The following is a 15,531-nucleotide window of genomic DNA, read 5'->3' on the forward strand; positions in this document are numbered from 1 at the left end:
ATGAAAGAGTGGGAAGTCATCTTTGCCGACCAGAAAGGCGAGCCAACCACGCTGCTGATGCACGGTGAACTGTGCCCCAGCGAGGAAGAGGCGGCCAAGGCCATTCGTTCGCATCTTTTCCCGGTCATGGATGAGCTGGACCTCAACGACTTCCAGGACCGTGCCCTATCCCCCACGGCACGTTGGCTCAAGGAGCAGAACGGCGTAGTCATCACCCGTATCCAGGAATCTTCCTGACCCGCACGGTTGGCGTGGTGCCGCGCAAGGCACTACGCTAGTGGGAGGTGTTGGCCTGTTCTGCGGGGCTGCACCTGTCAATTCGCGTCTTGCATCAGCTCGAACTGCACGGCAATGCCGGCAGGTGCGTAGTGCACGGAAAGTCTATCCATTGCTTTATTCAGGAGGACGATTCATGAGCAGCCAGAACGACGATATCAGCAGCAATGTCCTGCGTCAGATGAAAGCTGGCGGTTTCGACTTCACCCGTATCCACCCCATCGAGTTCTACGCGGTATTTCCAGATGAAGCCGGCGCGCGACGCGCGGCCGGGCAGTTTCGCGGTGAGTCTCTCAATGCTCAGGTGCGAGAACGGGATGATGGTGTGTGGCACCTGGAACTGAGCAAGATCATGTATGCCACCTATGGTGGTATCGGGGACTTCGAAGAGGCCTTCGAGCAGGTCGTGTCACCCTATGGCGGCGAGGTAGAGGGGTGGGGCGTCAAGCAGGAACGGCCGACAGCCTGAAACCCGCTGGGGCTGCCTTGCGGCCCGATCCAATCGCCGGCCAGCCGGCGATTGGCCTTCAAGGCCTACGCTTGGCCATATGCCCCAGGTAAGCCAGCAAGGCATCCAGTTCTTCTTCACTCAAAACACTTTCGGCAAACCCCGGCATCCGCGCCTGTGGCCACTGCCTCAGGCTTTGCGGGTCACGAATGTACTGGCGCAGGAACCCCGGCTGGAAATACTCGGTCGGGTTGTGCGGCATGTTCAGGTCCGGGCCGAACTGGGCATCCCCCGCACCGTTGAGCCGGTGACAGGCCAGGCAGTTCTGCTGGAACAGGGCAAAGCCCTGGCGCACCGGGCCTTCGGCCGGCAGCTTCGGGTCAGGTAGCAGCGCCGGGAAGCGTTGTTCCACCGCCGCCAGGCGGCGGATGGTGGCAATCTGGAACGGCCATTGCTCGGGGCGGATGCCGCTTGCCTGCGGGGCGGTCCACACCAGGTAGAACGGCCCGGCGCTCGGCTTGCCGTTACCCAATGCCGGCCACGGCGCGGCGGGGTCCTCGATGGCCAGCCAGGCGCGCGCCGGGCCCTCCTGCAGCAAAGGCGCAGCCGGCATTTCGGCAGCGAAACCGTCCAGCGCCACGGCCTGCAGGTGGTCATCTGCCTTTATGCCTTGCAACAGCGTGGCCAGCGGCACCGCGCGGTAACGCATGGGCCGTTTATAGGACACGTCCTGTTCGATGTTTATTTCGCGTGCTTGCGGCATGCGCAGCAAATCGGCGCTGTCCAGAGTGCGCGACGAGCCGTCGAGTTCCAGGTGCAGTTGGGCCGCCGAAAGGGGCAGGCTCAGAAGAAGGGCTAGCAGGGCAAAACCTAGGCGCATGAGCATTCTCCGACCGTCATGGCCGGCAGGTTACCTGTGCGTTGCCCCTTGAGGCCACTGCCATCGTCATCCGAACAAACGTGTCAGGTTCGGCAAGATCAACAGCAACGTCGTGGCGAATAAAATGAGCCCAGCTTGGCGAAGTTTCGATTGTCTGAACATGGCGGACCGCCTTCTTGTTGTTATTCCTGAATACCCGTTGGCTTCCCTGTCGCACTTCGGGTCGATCACCGCAGCGTGCCTGCACGCCTTACCACTTACCTCTTTGTATCGATATACAACCAACAGTAGGGTGAACGTCATCCATGTTTAAGAACCCTTTGTTCTATTAAAGCTGATAATCGGTGGCTTGATGATATGAGGCAAAAAGCCAGCCATCTGGCACGCTCTAGCTAGACAGTGGCGCAACACCCAGCGCCTACCCGACAAAATGTGACCGTTCGTCAGTGCAGCCTACTTGCTTGTACGTGCCTTTCACGGCAGTCTCTACAGCTGATTCCCACCCATGTCGTTCAGGACTATCCCTATGTCGTTACGCATCTGCATCCTTGAGACCGATGTCCTGCGACCGGAGTTGACCGCGCAGTATCAGGGCTACGGCAGGATGTTCGAGCAGCTCTTCTCGCGGCAGCCGATCGCAGCCGAGTTTCGTGTGTACAACGTGATGAACGGCGATTACCCCGCCGACGATGAACGTTTCGATGCCTACCTTGTGACAGGCAGCAAGGCGGACTCGTTCGGTACCGATCCATGGATCCAGACCCTCAAGGCGTATTTGCTCAAGCTTTACCAGCGCGGCGAAAAGCTGCTGGGTGTGTGCTTCGGCCATCAGTTGCTGGCGTTAACCCTGGGTGGCAAGGCCGAGCGGGCCGACAAGGGGTGGGGCGTTGGCATCCATCGCTACTCGCTGGCGGCGCATGCGCCATGGATGGACCCTGAGGTTTCCGAGCTGACCCTGCTGATCAGCCACCAGGACCAGGTGACCGAGCTGCCTGAAGGTGCCACGGTGATAGCGTCGAGCGATTTCTGCCCGAATGCGGCGTATCACATTCGCGATCAGGTGCTGTGCTTCCAGGGGCATCCGGAGTTTGTCCACGACTATTCGCGGGCCTTGTTGGATGCGCGTCAGGAATACCTGGGGGATGAGGTTTACCACAAGGCAGTGGCTAGCCTGGCCACTGAACACCAGGGCGACCTGGTCGGTGAGTGGATGATGCGCTTCATCCAGCAGCCAGCCAAGGCCAGCGACAGCGCTGCCTGAGCCACAGGGGCTGCAACAGCAGCCCCGACACGCTAAAGCCAGCCGGAGCGCTTGAAACTGGCGAACAGCCCGGTGCATCCCAGCCCGATCACCGCCAGTACCCCGAAATACCCGTAATGCCAGCCAAGCTCCGGCATGTTCTGGAAGTTCATCCCGTAGATCCCGGCAATCGCCGTGGGGAAAGCCAGAATCGCCGCCCACGCTGCGAACTTGCGCTGCACGATGCTTTGCCGCCGTGACTCCAGCAGCATGCCGATCTCGATGGTCTGGCTGGCGATGTCGCGGATCCCGACCAAGTCTTCCATCTGCCGCGTCACGTGGATCTGCACGTCGCGAAAGTAGGGGCGCATGTTCTTGTCGATGAACGGGAAACTCAGGCGCTGCAGTTCCTCGCTTATCTCCACCATCGGTGCCACATAGCGGCGCAGGCGCAGTATGTCGCGGCGCAGGCTGTGCAGGCGGCGAATGTCGTCTTCGAGCAACGAGCCGGTAAGCACGCTTTGCTCCAGCTCCTCGATCTCGCCATGGATGGCTTCGCTGACCGGTTGGTAGTTTTCGGTGACGAAGTCCAGCAGTGCGTAAAGCACGAAATCTTCGCCGTGCTCCAACAGCAAGGGGCGCGCCTCGCAGCGTTGGCGCACCAGGGCATAGGATTTGGAGTGGCCATTGCGGCAGGTAATGATGTAGCCGTTGCCGGCGAAGATGTGGGTTTCGATGAACTCCAGCTTGCCCTCATGGCGCACGGGCGAATAGGTGACGATGAACAGCGCGTCGCCGAAGGTCTCGAGCTTGGGCCGGCTGTGTTTCTCCAGTGCGTCTTCAATGGCCAGCTCGTGCAGGTTGAACTGGCACTGCAGGTTGGCCAGTTCTTCGGCATTGGGCTCTTCCAGGCCGATCCAGACGAAATGCCCAGGCTTGCGCGCCCACTCGCTGCCCTCGTCGATGCTGATGTTGGTGACTTTTCTGCCGGCGCTGTATACCGCCGATGCCACGACTCGACCCATGGTTATCCACTTGTCCGGTTGCACACGGGTTACAGCTTGGGCCGTATGGGCCTTGAGGGCAACCTAGCGTTTGGCCAGCTCGCCTTCCATGTGGTCGATGCACTGCTGCATCTGCCCGCGGCACTGCTCGATCAAGGCCGGGATGTCCTGCTGGGTCAGCCCTTCAGTAGCGATCGGCGGCAGTGAGCGCACGATCACTGTGCGGCGTCGCCAGCTGTTCAGGCCCAGGCGCCGCGCATAACGGCTGACGCACACCGGCACTATCGGTACGCCCGCCTCGAGGGCCATGTGGAAGGCGCCTTTCTTGAACGCCAGCAATTGGTCTGCGGGGTTGCGCGTGCCTTCCGGGAAAATCCAGATAGAAGTGTCGTCACGCAGGATGCGCGTGGTCACCTGCATGGCCTTGCGCGCCTGGTAAGCGTTCTTGCGGTCCACCAGTACATTGCCGCCCAGCCAGAACAACTGCCCGAACAGCGGTATCCAGCCGAGGCTTTTCTTGCCGATGGCGACCGTGCGCCGGGGCACCACGTGGCCGAGGATGAACAGGTCGAAGTTGGACTGGTGGTTGGCAATGATCACGCAGCCGGGTGGCTGGTCCCACAGCGGGCCGACTTCGGCCTTGACCTTGATGCGCAGCAGCCAGGTGGCCGGCAGGCTGTATAAGCGGGCGAAGATGCGGCTGTTGTCGCGGTTGAAGGGGCGCAGCAGGCCGATCAGCAGGCCTAAAACCCCGACCAGCAGGAAGTGCAGCGCCAGCAGGAGCATGCGAAGGCAGTAAAGCATGGTACGACTCACACCAGACAGTCGCGGTGCAGTGTACGGCTGTGCACTGGGTTGGGCAAACCTTGGGTTCGCCGTAATGGCCCTCCGGGCGGCGTACCGGCCAGAGGGCCTGCAGGGTCAACCGATCGGGTTCTGGTCCAGCGCGATTGCCTCATCCAGGGCATCGAGCAGGCCCTTGCGCACCTTCAGCTTGGTGTTCTTGTGCGCCAGCATGTTCAGCTTCTTCAATTCACGCGCAGCGGCCAGCGCGGTGTCGAGCAACTGCTCGGCCGGCACCACCTTGTCGAGGAAGCCCGCTTGCATCGCGCCATGTGGGTCGAAGATTTCGGCATTGTTCACCGAGCGCTGGAATGCTGCGCGGCTCAGGCGGTCGCGGGCCAGCTCGATGCCGGCGTGGTGCATGGTCATGCCGATCTGCACTTCGTTCAGGCAGATCTTGTAAGGCCCCTCGACACCGATGCGGTAGTCGGCGGACAACAACAGGAAGGCGCCCTTGGCCACGGCGTTGCCGGGGCAGGCGACAATCACCGGGAACGGGTGAGAGAGCAGGCGCCGGGCCAGGGTGGAGCCGGCGGTGACCAGGCTGATGGCTTCCTTGGGGCCTGCGGTCATCACTTTAAGGTCATAGCCGCCGGACAGGATGCCCGGCTGGCCGGTGATGATCACCACGGCGCGGTCTTCCTTGGCGCGGTCCAGGGCGGCGTTGAAGGCAGTGATGACATCCGGCGAGATGGCGTTGACCTTGCCGTTGTTCAGGGTCAGGGTGGCGATGCCGTCTTCGGCGTGGTAGGTAATCAGCTCGCTCATGACAGAGTCCTTTAGGTGGCGTGGCGATGACGTTACCCAGCGCCGCGGGCCAGGTAAAGCAGCAAGGCTGACCAGCCAGTCAGCGACTGGCCCTCATGCCTTGCGCAATCAGGGCAGGGCGGCCGGGTGCGGTAAAAGCGCTGGCGAGATTGGCGGCTTTGCCTTGGCAGCCTCGGCTTTTCGGTGGCCTGGCTTAAATGCATGAAAAAACTGAAAAAAATGCTTGCCAAAGAAAAGGTCTTCTACTAAATTAGCGCGCCTCGACAGGCTGAATGGCTTGAAGAGAAAACGGTGAAGTGTCCGAGTGGTCGAAGGAGCACGCCTGGAAAGTGTGTATACGAGAAATCGTATCAAGGGTTCAAATCCCTTCTTCACCGCCACATTCTACGAAGAGCCCCCAAGCTGAAAGGTTTGGGGGCTTTTTGTTTTTTACGGGCGCTTGGTGGGCGTGGCCTGTAATTGATCGACTACCTGAGCCCAGTCAAAAGGCAGAAGGTCGGCATATACAAGCCCTGCGTTACGGATTGCTTGTGCAAACGCGCGCTGTGTTGCGGCAGTCGCCAAGCTCATATGCGCATCCACGCCAACGTCAGATACCGTTCGCGCTACTTCCTCCATCTCTTCTGCGCGTCTGAAGCCATGTTCGGCGACCCGGCTGATGAGATAGTGCGCAAGTGTTCCGTCCCAGCCTGAGCCAGGAAAGCTTTCATGCAGTGAAGCGAGTACGAAATCCTCGGCGCCATATTGCCGCGCAGTGGCCATGCATTCTGTTGTCAACGCTTCAAGCCCTTTGATCATTATGCTGCGGCACATCTTGATGGAAGACGCCACACCAATGGTGTTTGCTACGGTTTGAACCTTCAAGCCGAGCCCCTTTAGCGCAGTTTCGAGTTCAAGTGCCCGAGGGCCGCCCAATAGCATGGGGGTTTTCAAGCGCTGTGGCGGCAGCGGTGCCATGACTGCCGCATCGACATAGTCCACACCATGGTGCGTTGCGGCTTGGTGCGCTGCTTTTTTTGTTGCTGGCGCCACAGAATTCAGATCCATGAAAACTTGCCCGGACCTGAGCTGTGGCATGAGGTGCAGGGCGACCTCAAGGGCGGCACCGGCGGTCACTGCAGACATGACCAGGTCGGCGCCGTCACTGGCATCGATAGCCGAAGCACAAAGCCTGACTCCACATGCCTGTGCCTTTGTCAACAGGGCGCCGCGACAAGCTTCATCTTGCTGAAGCTTGTCGTATACCTGCACATGGACACCCTGGCGGGCGATATCTTGGGCGAGTATCGCACCGGCCTCGCCAAAACCAATCAACCCTAGCGTTTTGATGTACATCACGGGCTCCTCGTAATCGGTTGCCTGAAAAACGGCAACGTTCTGTTCGCAACGTTTCAGGAGAGAAAGAGGCTGTTTACTTGAATGCAAGCGAGTAGTTGAGGATCAAGCGGTTCTCGTCGATGCCACGGTTGATATCGCTTCGGTAAAGGGCGTTACGCCAGCGAATCGAAAGGCCTTTGAAGTGTGGAATCTCGTAGGTCACATCCACGTCGCGCTCCCACTCGCCGCCGCCGCCTCGCTTGTCCAGATGTGCCCCCTGGATGTAGCTGGTATAAAAGCTCAGCCCGTGCACACCCAGGTGACTGAAGTCATAGCCGTAGCGCAACTGCCAACTGCGCTCACCTGCTTCTGCGAAGTCGTGGTATTGAACGTAGTTGGGCAAATACGGGTTATTGATGTAGGGGAAGCCAGTGTCACCTTCCATATGCTGATAGGTGGCAAGCATGCTGAGGCCATTGTCGAGTGTGTAACTGACCAGGGCGGTGTAAGCCTCGTTGTCAACACGACCGGCCTTGGCATTGCCTGCTTCATGGCTGAAGAAAGCCCGCAGGTCCAACTCGAGCCACCCACGGCCAAGCTTTCGGCGCTGGGTCGCGCCGAGAAAGTGCTGCGCGTAAACGTCCTCGAGGCCACCGTGGTAGTAACTGAACGTCAGTGTTGGGTCGGGTTTGTAGCTCGCGCCAGCGTACCGGAAGTGATCACCCACGCCGGCGGTTGAGTAACGGCCGTTTTTTGCCGCCAGCATGATGTGTTGTTGGTCGGTGGAGTCGGGGCTGGTTGTGCGGTTGAATTGGGCCAGGTTGACGGTCAGCCCGTCAATTTCGCTGGAACTGATCTGCGTCCCTTGGAAGGACTGCGGGAAAAGCCGGCTACCATTGAATTGCAAAACCGGTACCTTGGGGAGCGCGATGCCGTAGCGCAGTTCAGTCCTCGATACTTTGACTTTCGCTGCTAAACCGCCCTTGGAGTACTCTTCAACCGCCTCTCCCGATGCAGTAGTTGGCAGAAGCCCGCTTCCCGTCCGATCTGCACTGGAGTCGAGACGGACGCCGAGATAGCCCAATGCATCCAGGCCAACGCCGATATCTCCTTGGGTAAATCCAGATTCATAGTTGAGCAGAAATCCCTGTGCCCATTCTTCCCGCTTTGATACACCCGTACCGTCGCGAAAGTCTGCGTTGTAATAGAAATTGCGGATATCCAGGCGTACCTTGCTGTCTTCGATAAAGCTGGCGGCCAGCAGGGGTGTGACACACGTCATCCCCGCCAGCGTTACGGCGTAGCGCAGTTTGGAATTCATTATTGTTTTCTCCAGGGCGCAGCAATCCTCGGCCCTGTCGGCAGGGCCGTGGAGGTCAAGCAGTGGGGATCAGTGTTTGGTGGGGTGCAGTTGCTGGTTCAGCTTGCCGCGATCCAGTTCTTTTTCCCAGGCGGATACCACCAGTGCTGCGACACCATTCCCGACGAGGTTGGTCATCGCCAAGCCAGTGCCCATAAAGCGGTGGATGCCCAGGATCAGCACCATTCCCGCAACGGGCACAACGGGCACGACGAGCAAGGTACTGGTCAACATCACGAACGCAGCCCCCGAAACCCCGCTGGCACCTTTTGAACTCAGCATGGCAACAATGATCAAGGTCAGTTGCTGCCCCCACGTAAGTTCAATGTCGAGCGCTTGAGCAATGAACAGAACAGCCATGGTCAAATAGATGTTGGTGCCGTCCAGGTTGAAGGAATAGCCGGTGGGTATCACCAGGCCGACGACCGATTTCGAACAACCGAGTCGTTCCATCTTCTCCATGATTTGGGGGAGCACAACTTCAGATGAGCTGGTGCCCAGTACAATCAGTAGTTCATCCTTGATATACGAGACGAACCGCAGGATGCTGAACCCGCAAAGCCTTGCAACGAAGCCCAACACCAGCACGATGAAGAATATGCAAAGCACGTAGAAGCTTGCGATCAATTTGAGCAGCGGCAGCAGCGATGCGGCGCCATATGTGCCAACGGTAAACGCGATTGCACCAAAGGCGCCGACTGCTGAAAACTTGGCGATGATATGGACAATACCGAAGAACACGCCCGAAACGCCTTCGATCATGGTGTACACCGGCTTACCTTTATCCCCCATCGCGGACAAGGCACAGCCAAAAAGTACTGAAATCAGCAGAATGCACAGGATGTTGCCATCTGCCAGCGCTGAGACGAACGTATTCGGGATGATACTCATCAGGAATTCGACGATACCCAGGTGCTGCGCTTTCTCAGCAAAACCTGTCACTGCAGAGGCATCCAGTGAATCAGGGTTTACGTGAAACCCGGCGCCTGGGTTGAACAGGTGGCCGCCGAGTAACCCTATGACCAGCGAGACGGTGGAAATTATCTCGAAGTAAAGCAGTGCCTTGCCTCCCACACGACCGACCTTTTTCAGGTCTTGCATGCCCGCGATGCCGGTCACTACGGTACAGAACACCACAGGGCCGATGATCATCTTGATAAGCTTGATGAACGCATCACCCAATGGTTTTAGTGAGGCGGCGAAATCTGGCCAGAAATGTCCGACGAGCCCACCCAAGACAATCCCCAGCAAAACCTGGAAATACATCGCTTTATAGAAGGGCTGTCGTGTGCGGGCCGCGGGCTTCAGTTGCGCGGCAGGGTGCGTCGCTTCGGTCGAAGTGTTCATATCGATTCCACTACCTGATTGTTTTTGGAGTTGGTGTGGTCGAGCGCTGAAATCAGCGTCCGTAAAGCTTCAGGGGGTTGTCGATCAGTAGCTTCTGACGTGTCGCTGGGTCCGGGCAGAAGCGGTACATCAGATCGACAAGCCCCCCGTCATTGGGCATGTCCTTGCTGATGTTTGGATGAGGCCAGTCAGTACCCCAGAGCACACGCTCCGGCGCCGTCTCGATAAGCGACATGGCGAAGGGGATAGCATCATCAAAGGGTTTGCGCCCCGCTGAGACCCTTTCGGCGCCACAGACCTTCACCCATGCCAGCGGATTGTCCATCAGCTCAAGCAACGTCCGAAACGGCGCTTGATCGAGGCCGTCCTGAGCCTTGATGCGGCCCATGTGGTCTATTACGAACGGCACCTGGATACGTGCCAAGCGATCGGCATAGGTGACGATGTCCTGAGCATCCAGGTGAAGTACCACATGCCAGCCCAAGGGTTGGATACGTTCCAGTGCCTGGTCGAAAATGGCAAGGTCGGGCGCACCGCCCAGGTGAGCGACGAAATTGAACCGTACTCCCCGAACCCCGCAGGCGTCCATCCGCGCCAACGCCTCGTCAGTCTCGCTGCCGTCGATGATTGCTACGCCTCGATAGCGCCCGGCACTGCGGCCAATTGCATCTAGCATCGCGCGGTTGTCTGAGCCGTGGCAGCTGGCCTGAACAATAACGCCGCGTTCGAAGCCAAGGTGGTCATGAAGTTCGACAAGCTGCGCGAATGCGGCGTCTGGTGGGGTGTAGCTGCGGTCTTCGGCGTAGGGGAATTGCGCCGCTGGCCCAAATACATGGCAGTGAGCATCCCACGAACCAACAGGCAGGGCCTCAACAGGCTTGGTGGGAAATAGGTCGGGTGGCAGGCAGCTTTTCATGGCACGTCTCTATTGGCTGTCGTGGGTAAGTTCTCAGCCATCTTGACGCTCAAGGAGCCATGCAACAATCGACAAGCCCCACTAGCAGTTATGTGGTTTTTGCATGGCTTGATCGCGCATTTGATGGGTGACCACGGCCAAGGTCATCGAAGCCAGGCGTGTCAATGGTCTCTGATTGGTTGTGGCGACGAACAGGTGGGTATTGATAGTGGGCTCGACGATTGGGGCCGCTTGCAAGCCTGGGGGCACATAGGAGCCACTGAGTGCCATTCGTGACAGAACGGCAAAGCCGGCGCCCGCGGCGACCAGGTCTATCAAAGAGGGAATGCCGTCTATTTCCATGTGTACGTTGAGTTCTACATGATGCCGTGCAGCTTCCGATTCGATCAGCCGCCTGAGGGAGTGCGGCTGGCTGGGTATGATCAGTGGGTAGTCACCGAGGGTGGCTAGCGGCACCTCTGGCGCGAGGCTTGCCCCGGCAGCACCAATCAACCAAAGGGGTTCGGATTGAAGGGGCTCAAAATGCAGTTGCGCGTTTTGCGCGGGGTTGTACAGCAGCGCAAAATCCAGGCGGCCCAACAGCAGCCACTCCCTCATGGAGTGGGACAAGCCTTCCTTGATGCCCAGCGAGCACCCGGGAAACGCCTTTTGAAACGCTGTGACAATACCAACGGTATGGCGCCGCGCAATACTAGGGGGGAGGCCTATCACCACCTTGCCAGTCAATGAGTCACGCTGTTCTTGCAAATCCTCGCGGGCGACTTGTACTTGACGCAAGATGCCCTGGCCATGCTCGAAAAGCCGGGTGCCAGCAGGGGTAAGGGTGACGCCTCTACCGTTGCGCAGTAACAGGTGTTGCCCAAGCTCCAGCTCCAACTGGCGCACTTGACGGCTTACGACCGACTGGGACAGGTTCAGTGTCGCCGCCGCCCTGGTGAAGCCACCAAATTCAGCGACGCGTACAAAGCACTCCAGTTGCTTGAGATCCACCCGATACGCCCCCGCATCCAAAACATTATTCTGTTGGATTCATCTTGATTTGCGAAGGGCGAATCTGTTGATCACAGCCATGGGCGGGTGAGTAATGCGTGCTCACCAAGCGGAAGATCCCGCTTTCTGACATACGCCGCCAACGGTGTCTAGAAACTCACCGAAGCCGACACCCGTGCCATCCGCGGCGCGCCCTGGAACAGGTAGTTGTCCCCCAGGTAATCCCCCACATCCCGCCAGTAGCGTTTGTCGAACACGTTATCCACGGTCAGGCGCAGCACCGTGTCATAGCCGCCGATACGCGTGCGATAGCGGCTACCCACGTCAAACACGGTATAGCCGCCCACCTGCACATTCCCCGCCTGGCTCGCATACTTGCTGGCGCTGTAACGTGCCCCGCCCAGCAGGGCCAGGCCCGGCACCGGCAGGCTGTAGTCGGCTTGCAGGGCTGCGCGCAGGCGCGGCACGTTGATCGCCTGATGGTCTTCGTAGGCATCGGTACCGCTGTTCTTCACGCGCGCGCGAATCGCTGCGGCGCTGGCCTGGATTTGCAGGTTCGAGGTCACCCAGCCGCTGGCGCCCAGTTCCAGGCCGATGTTCTTCTGCTGGCCCTGCTGCACGTAGGTGAAGGTGGCGTCGCCTTCAGGGCGGGCGTATTGATAGGCCTGGCGGATCTGGAACAGCGCGGCGCTGAAACTCATGCCCTGCCAGTCGCGTTTGATGCCCAGCTCAAGCTGATGCGACAGGGTAGGGGCGAGGATTTCTGCCGCGTTGCTGGCGTACCAGGGCGCGGTACCCCCTGCGGACAGGCCCTTGGAGTAGCTGGCATACACGGTGGTGTCCTGGCGCGGCTTGTAGATCAGCGCGGCATTGGGCAGCAACTGGTATTGCCGGGTATGGCGCCCGGCCAGGCCGGTTTCGTCCCAGGTCTTTTCGTCCAGGCGTACTTCGCGGGCGCCGAGCACGGCCTGCCACTGCTCGCTGAAGGTGATGCGGTCGTTGACGAACAGGCCGTACTGGCGGCTGTCCAGGCGCCGCTCGCTGGCACCGACCGGCAGGTCGGAGGGCGCTACGGCGGGGGCGCCGGTGTAGATGTTGCCGCTACCGACCAGTTGGTTGTAGTAGGGGCGCTGATCCAGCGTGCGGCGTTGTGCGCTGGCACCCACCGTCAGCTCATGGCTCACGCCGAGCGCGTCGAAGTGGCCGTCGAGCATCGCTTGCGCTTCATCGGTGCGGCGGGTGTCGTCAGGGCTGCGGAAGTCGTAGATGTCGTAGTCGCCTTCCGGGCTGAAGTGCGACTGCCAGCCGTCTTCGCTGCCCCAGGCGAACGAGCTGTAGTCATCGATCACCACTTTGCTGCGCGAGGCGCTGAGGGTGCCGCTCCAGGTATCGTTGAAGCGGTACTGGAAACGCCCGCCCAGGTTCAGTGAATCGGTCTGTACCGGCTTGGCCCAGTGCTGGTAGGCCAGGCGGTCATCCGGGTCGATGCCGTGCGGTACTTCGCTGCCGCCAAGCAGTTGATAGCCCGGTACCGAGCGCTGTTCGCGGTGCTGGTACTCGGCATCGAGCTGCAAGGTGGCATCGGGGTTTATCTGCCAGTCGAACGCCAGCGAGGCAAAGTCGCGCTTGCCATCGGCATGGTCGACATATGAGCGGATATCTTCGTGGGCGAGGTTGGCGCGCAGGCCGAACTGCCGCTCACTGCCAAACCAGCCGCCCAGGTCGGTGGCCAGGTAGCGCTCGCCTTGTTCGTTGGTCGATACCGTTACGCTGCGCACATCCTCGGCGCGCTTGGTCACGTAATTGATCAGCCCGCCAGGCGCCGACACGCCACTGTGCAGGCCCGAAAGGCCCTTGAGCAGTTCGACTTGCTGCTTGTTCTCCAGCGCCACGTTCTGCTCGCCGGCGATGGTCTGGCCATTGATGCGGTAGCTGCTGGCGGCATTGAGTTCGAAGCCGCGCACGTTGAAGTTTTCGTAATAGCCGATCGGGGCGTAGCTTTCGCCGACCGACGCATCGCTTTGCAGCACTTCGCTGAGTTTGCGTACCTGGCGGTCCTCGATCAGTTGCTGGTTGAAAACACTGACTGATGCCGGGGTATCCAGCAGGGGGGCTGCCTGAAACCCGCCTGCCGCGGCTTCAGTTACCTGATAGTTGTCGTTGCCGTAGGTGTCGGAAACCTCTACCGGGGCGAGGGTGACACTGTCTTGAGCCAAACCGTGGGGGCTGTGCAGGGCCAGGCCCAGGCTGAGCAGGCTCAGGGGCAGGCGGGGGTGTGGCAGGGGCATGCTGGGGTCCTTGAGCGGTGAGCACGCACGGGCCCATTCGCGGGTAAGCCCGCGAATGGGCCCGTGCAGTCAAAAAAACGCTCATGTTATCAGGCGCGTATCACACCGTACGCCTGAAGTTGTTCAATCCCCTGCAGGCGGGTGCCGATGCTGGCGCCAGCTGTCGTCGATCTTGGACCAGGTCTTGCCATCGGTACTGGCCATCAGCTTGCGGCCGTCCTTGAACGTCGCAAGGAAGGTGGCTTCTTCCTCCTTGCCGCCGAGCCATAGCCCGGCCAGCAAGCCCACCGGGCCGGCCACCAGGGCGCCGGCCATGCCCCAGCCCAGCGCGGTACCCAGGCTGCGATTGGATTCCAGGCTGGCCAGGCGCAGGTCGCTGATGCGGGCAAGGGAAATCCGCTCGCCAGGCGAGGGGCTGCGCGGGGTCTTGAGTGTGAGCGATCCATTGCGATACTCGCCTTCACCTTGCAAGAAATCGCCGGATTGCACCGTGAGCCTTGTCATTGAGTCGTCCTGTCAGTAAAGGGGCTTTGATCAATCCCTACTGAAGCGCTGGCGCGACGGGCAAGTCAACGAGCAGGCGACGGAGGGTTGCGGTGTCATGCCGCACAGGCCTTCACGGCGCGCTTGCGCTTATGCTCGGCCCAACCCCACACCAGCAGCGCCAGCGCCCCGATCAACAGGCCGGCCGTCACGATGCCCATCCAGCCCTGGTACTGGAACAACTGTGTGCCCAGCAAGGAGCCTAGTGCCCCTCCGATGAAATAACAGGTGATGTAACCGGCATTGAGGCGGGTACGGGCTTCGGGCCGCAAGGCGATGACCGCGTTCTGGTTGCTCACGTGCACCAGTTGCACGGCCAGGTCCAGCACCAGTACGCCGAGCAGCAAGGCCAGTAGCGAGCTTTCGGCGAAACCCAGCGGTACCCACGACAGCAACAGCGCAACAAGGCCCACTGTGGTGCCCAGCGAGCCTCTGCCGCGGTCAGCCAGGCGGCCGGCCCAGTTGGCCGAAAGTGCACCTGCCGCGCCGGCAAGGCCGAACAGGCCGATAACCGCGTCGGAATAGTGGTAGGGCTCACGCGCCAGCAGAAACGCCAGCGGTGTCCAGAACAGCCCGAACAGGCTGAACGCCAGCAACCCCAGCAGCGAGCGCAGGCGCAGCACGGGCTCCTCGATGAACAGGCGGAATACAGAGCCGATCAGTGCCGGGTATTTCAGCCCGGCATGGCTGTGGTGTTGTGGCAGGCTGCGGTACAGGGCAAAGGCGGTGACAGCCATCAGCACCGCGGCCAGCACATAGATGCTGCGCCAGCCACCCAGCTCGGCCATGAAGCCGGCAGCGGTGCGCGCCAGCAGTATGCCCAGCAGCAAGCCGCTCATCAGCGTACCCACCGCGCGCCCGCGCTGATGCGGCTCGCTCAGGGTGGCGGCCATGGGCACGAGGATCTGCGCCACCACCGAGAACAGCCCGGTGAGCGCGGTCCCCAGGATCAGCCAAGGCAAGCTGGGGGCGCAGGCGCTGATCACCAGGCCCAAGGTGGAAATGACCGACATGATCACGATCAGGCGGCGCTGCTCGAACAGGTCGCCCAAAGGCGCCAGCAGCAGAAGGCCCGCGCCGTAGCTGAGTTGCGCGGCGATGACGATGCTGCCGGCGCTGGCGGTGCTCAGGCCGAACTGTTCGGCGATGCTGTGCAGCAGTGGCTGCGCGTAGTAGTTGCTGGCCACGGCCAGGCCGGTGGCGGTGGCCATCAGCAGGATCAGGGCGCGGCTCAAGGTTGGGGTGTTCATCAATATCTCGGTGCGGGCAAGGTCAGTGGCGTTCAGTATCTGGGCGGCTCAGGCTGGACGC

The 15,531-nt window shown here is 60.4% G+C and carries 15 protein-coding genes and 1 tRNA gene; 4 read left to right on the top strand and 12 right to left on the bottom strand.

Translation table 11 applies throughout. The annotated features are described in order from the left end of the window. Positions 1-237, top strand: a complete 237-nt coding sequence (locus JOE27_RS23370) for a hypothetical protein (RefSeq protein WP_115272887.1) — start codon at positions 1-3, stop codon at positions 235-237. A gap of 175 nt (positions 238-412) precedes the next feature. Beyond that, positions 413-745 carry a ribonuclease E inhibitor RraB gene (locus tag JOE27_RS23375; protein WP_115272886.1) on the top strand — a complete coding sequence of 111 codons (333 nt, stop codon included), beginning with the start codon at positions 413-415 and terminating at the stop codon, positions 743-745. Between the two features lie 58 nt (positions 746-803). On the opposite strand, the gene JOE27_RS23380 is transcribed toward JOE27_RS23375, so the two are convergent. Beyond that, positions 804-1,604: a cytochrome c gene (locus JOE27_RS23380; protein WP_115275442.1), complete on the bottom strand. Its 801-nt coding sequence runs from the start codon at positions 1,602-1,604 to the stop codon at positions 804-806. Positions 1,605-2,130: 526 nt separating this feature from the next. Between JOE27_RS23380 and JOE27_RS23385 the strand changes: the two genes are divergently transcribed. After that, the gene (locus tag JOE27_RS23385; protein WP_012313363.1) at positions 2,131-2,865 is read left to right on the top strand and encodes an amidotransferase; all 735 of its coding nucleotides are present in this window, start codon (positions 2,131-2,133) and stop codon (positions 2,863-2,865) included. A 32-nt stretch (positions 2,866-2,897) separates the two neighbouring features. Here JOE27_RS23385 and JOE27_RS23390 read toward each other — a convergent pair whose 3' ends face one another. The 3 genes from JOE27_RS23390 to JOE27_RS23400 form a co-directional block, all read right to left on the bottom strand. Beyond that, positions 2,898-3,869, bottom strand: coding sequence for a magnesium and cobalt transport protein CorA (locus tag JOE27_RS23390; RefSeq protein ID WP_012313364.1), 972 nt, complete (start codon positions 3,867-3,869; stop codon positions 2,898-2,900). Positions 3,870-3,932: 63 nt separating this feature from the next. Beyond that, the gene (locus tag JOE27_RS23395) at positions 3,933-4,652 is read right to left on the bottom strand and encodes a lysophospholipid acyltransferase family protein (protein WP_046786609.1); all 720 of its coding nucleotides are present in this window, start codon (positions 4,650-4,652) and stop codon (positions 3,933-3,935) included. Positions 4,653-4,769: 117 nt separating this feature from the next. Then, the gene (locus JOE27_RS23400) at positions 4,770-5,459 is read right to left on the bottom strand and encodes a crotonase/enoyl-CoA hydratase family protein (protein WP_046786608.1); all 690 of its coding nucleotides are present in this window, start codon (positions 5,457-5,459) and stop codon (positions 4,770-4,772) included. Positions 5,460-5,749: 290 nt separating this feature from the next. Here JOE27_RS23400 and JOE27_RS23405 point away from each other — a divergent pair. Next, a tRNA-Ser gene (locus JOE27_RS23405) sits at positions 5,750-5,839 on the top strand. Positions 5,840-5,888: 49 nt separating this feature from the next. Here the strand turns inward: JOE27_RS23405 and JOE27_RS23410 are convergent. The 8 genes from JOE27_RS23410 to JOE27_RS23445 form a co-directional block, all read right to left on the bottom strand. Next, on the bottom strand, positions 5,889-6,794 hold the full coding sequence (locus JOE27_RS23410) for a DUF1932 domain-containing protein (protein WP_115272884.1): 906 nt from the start codon (positions 6,792-6,794) through the stop codon (positions 5,889-5,891). 76 nt (positions 6,795-6,870) lie between these two features. Beyond that, positions 6,871-8,097: an OprD family porin gene (locus JOE27_RS23415; RefSeq protein ID WP_204920359.1), complete on the bottom strand. Its 1,227-nt coding sequence runs from the start codon at positions 8,095-8,097 to the stop codon at positions 6,871-6,873. Between the two features lie 69 nt (positions 8,098-8,166). Continuing rightward, entirely contained in the window at positions 8,167-9,483 is a 1,317-nt protein-coding gene (locus JOE27_RS23420) for a dicarboxylate/amino acid:cation symporter (protein WP_012313369.1), read from the bottom strand. A 52-nt stretch (positions 9,484-9,535) separates the two neighbouring features. Then, complete coding sequence (locus tag JOE27_RS23425; RefSeq protein ID WP_119688490.1) at positions 9,536-10,399, bottom strand: amidohydrolase family protein; 864 nt, start codon at positions 10,397-10,399, stop codon at positions 9,536-9,538. Positions 10,400-10,480: 81 nt separating this feature from the next. Further along, positions 10,481-11,389 carry a LysR family transcriptional regulator gene (locus tag JOE27_RS23430; RefSeq protein ID WP_204920361.1) on the bottom strand — a complete coding sequence of 303 codons (909 nt, stop codon included), beginning with the start codon at positions 11,387-11,389 and terminating at the stop codon, positions 10,481-10,483. Positions 11,390-11,538: 149 nt separating this feature from the next. Continuing rightward, the gene (locus tag JOE27_RS23435; RefSeq protein WP_204920363.1) at positions 11,539-13,677 is read right to left on the bottom strand and encodes a TonB-dependent siderophore receptor; all 2,139 of its coding nucleotides are present in this window, start codon (positions 13,675-13,677) and stop codon (positions 11,539-11,541) included. 123 nt (positions 13,678-13,800) lie between these two features. After that, positions 13,801-14,181 carry a hypothetical protein gene (locus tag JOE27_RS23440; protein WP_046786606.1) on the bottom strand — a complete coding sequence of 127 codons (381 nt, stop codon included), beginning with the start codon at positions 14,179-14,181 and terminating at the stop codon, positions 13,801-13,803. A 95-nt stretch (positions 14,182-14,276) separates the two neighbouring features. Further along, complete coding sequence (locus tag JOE27_RS23445) at positions 14,277-15,470, bottom strand: MFS transporter (protein WP_115275580.1); 1,194 nt, start codon at positions 15,468-15,470, stop codon at positions 14,277-14,279. Positions 15,471-15,531: the final 61 nt, after the last annotated feature.

The organism is Pseudomonas sp. M5, from assembly GCF_016907075.1.
GTDB classification, from domain to species: domain Bacteria; phylum Pseudomonadota; class Gammaproteobacteria; order Pseudomonadales; family Pseudomonadaceae; genus Aquipseudomonas; species Aquipseudomonas putida_E.

Excerpts from the sequence above, each read along its gene's own strand:
- JOE27_RS23370 (WP_115272887.1), top strand. The coding sequence starts at position 1 with ATGAAAGAGTGGGAAGTCATCTTTGCCGACCAGAAAGGCGAGCCAACC.
- JOE27_RS23375 (WP_115272886.1), top strand. The coding sequence starts at position 413 with ATGAGCAGCCAGAACGACGATATCAGCAGCAATGTCCTGCGTCAGATG.
- JOE27_RS23380 (WP_115275442.1), bottom strand. The coding sequence starts at position 1,604 with ATGCGCCTAGGTTTTGCCCTGCTAGCCCTTCTTCTGAGCCTGCCCCTT.
- JOE27_RS23385 (WP_012313363.1), top strand. The coding sequence starts at position 2,131 with ATGTCGTTACGCATCTGCATCCTTGAGACCGATGTCCTGCGACCGGAG.
- JOE27_RS23390 (WP_012313364.1), bottom strand. The coding sequence starts at position 3,869 with ATGGGTCGAGTCGTGGCATCGGCGGTATACAGCGCCGGCAGAAAAGTC.
- JOE27_RS23395 (WP_046786609.1), bottom strand. The coding sequence starts at position 4,652 with ATGCTTTACTGCCTTCGCATGCTCCTGCTGGCGCTGCACTTCCTGCTG.
- JOE27_RS23400 (WP_046786608.1), bottom strand. The coding sequence starts at position 5,459 with ATGAGCGAGCTGATTACCTACCACGCCGAAGACGGCATCGCCACCCTG.
- JOE27_RS23410 (WP_115272884.1), bottom strand. The coding sequence starts at position 6,794 with ATGTACATCAAAACGCTAGGGTTGATTGGTTTTGGCGAGGCCGGTGCG.
- JOE27_RS23415 (WP_204920359.1), bottom strand. The coding sequence starts at position 8,097 with ATGAATTCCAAACTGCGCTACGCCGTAACGCTGGCGGGGATGACGTGT.
- JOE27_RS23420 (WP_012313369.1), bottom strand. The coding sequence starts at position 9,483 with ATGAACACTTCGACCGAAGCGACGCACCCTGCCGCGCAACTGAAGCCC.
- JOE27_RS23425 (WP_119688490.1), bottom strand. The coding sequence starts at position 10,399 with ATGAAAAGCTGCCTGCCACCCGACCTATTTCCCACCAAGCCTGTTGAG.
- JOE27_RS23435 (WP_204920363.1), bottom strand. The coding sequence starts at position 13,677 with ATGCCCCTGCCACACCCCCGCCTGCCCCTGAGCCTGCTCAGCCTGGGC.
- JOE27_RS23440 (WP_046786606.1), bottom strand. The coding sequence starts at position 14,181 with ATGACAAGGCTCACGGTGCAATCCGGCGATTTCTTGCAAGGTGAAGGC.
- JOE27_RS23445 (WP_115275580.1), bottom strand. The coding sequence starts at position 15,470 with ATGAACACCCCAACCTTGAGCCGCGCCCTGATCCTGCTGATGGCCACC.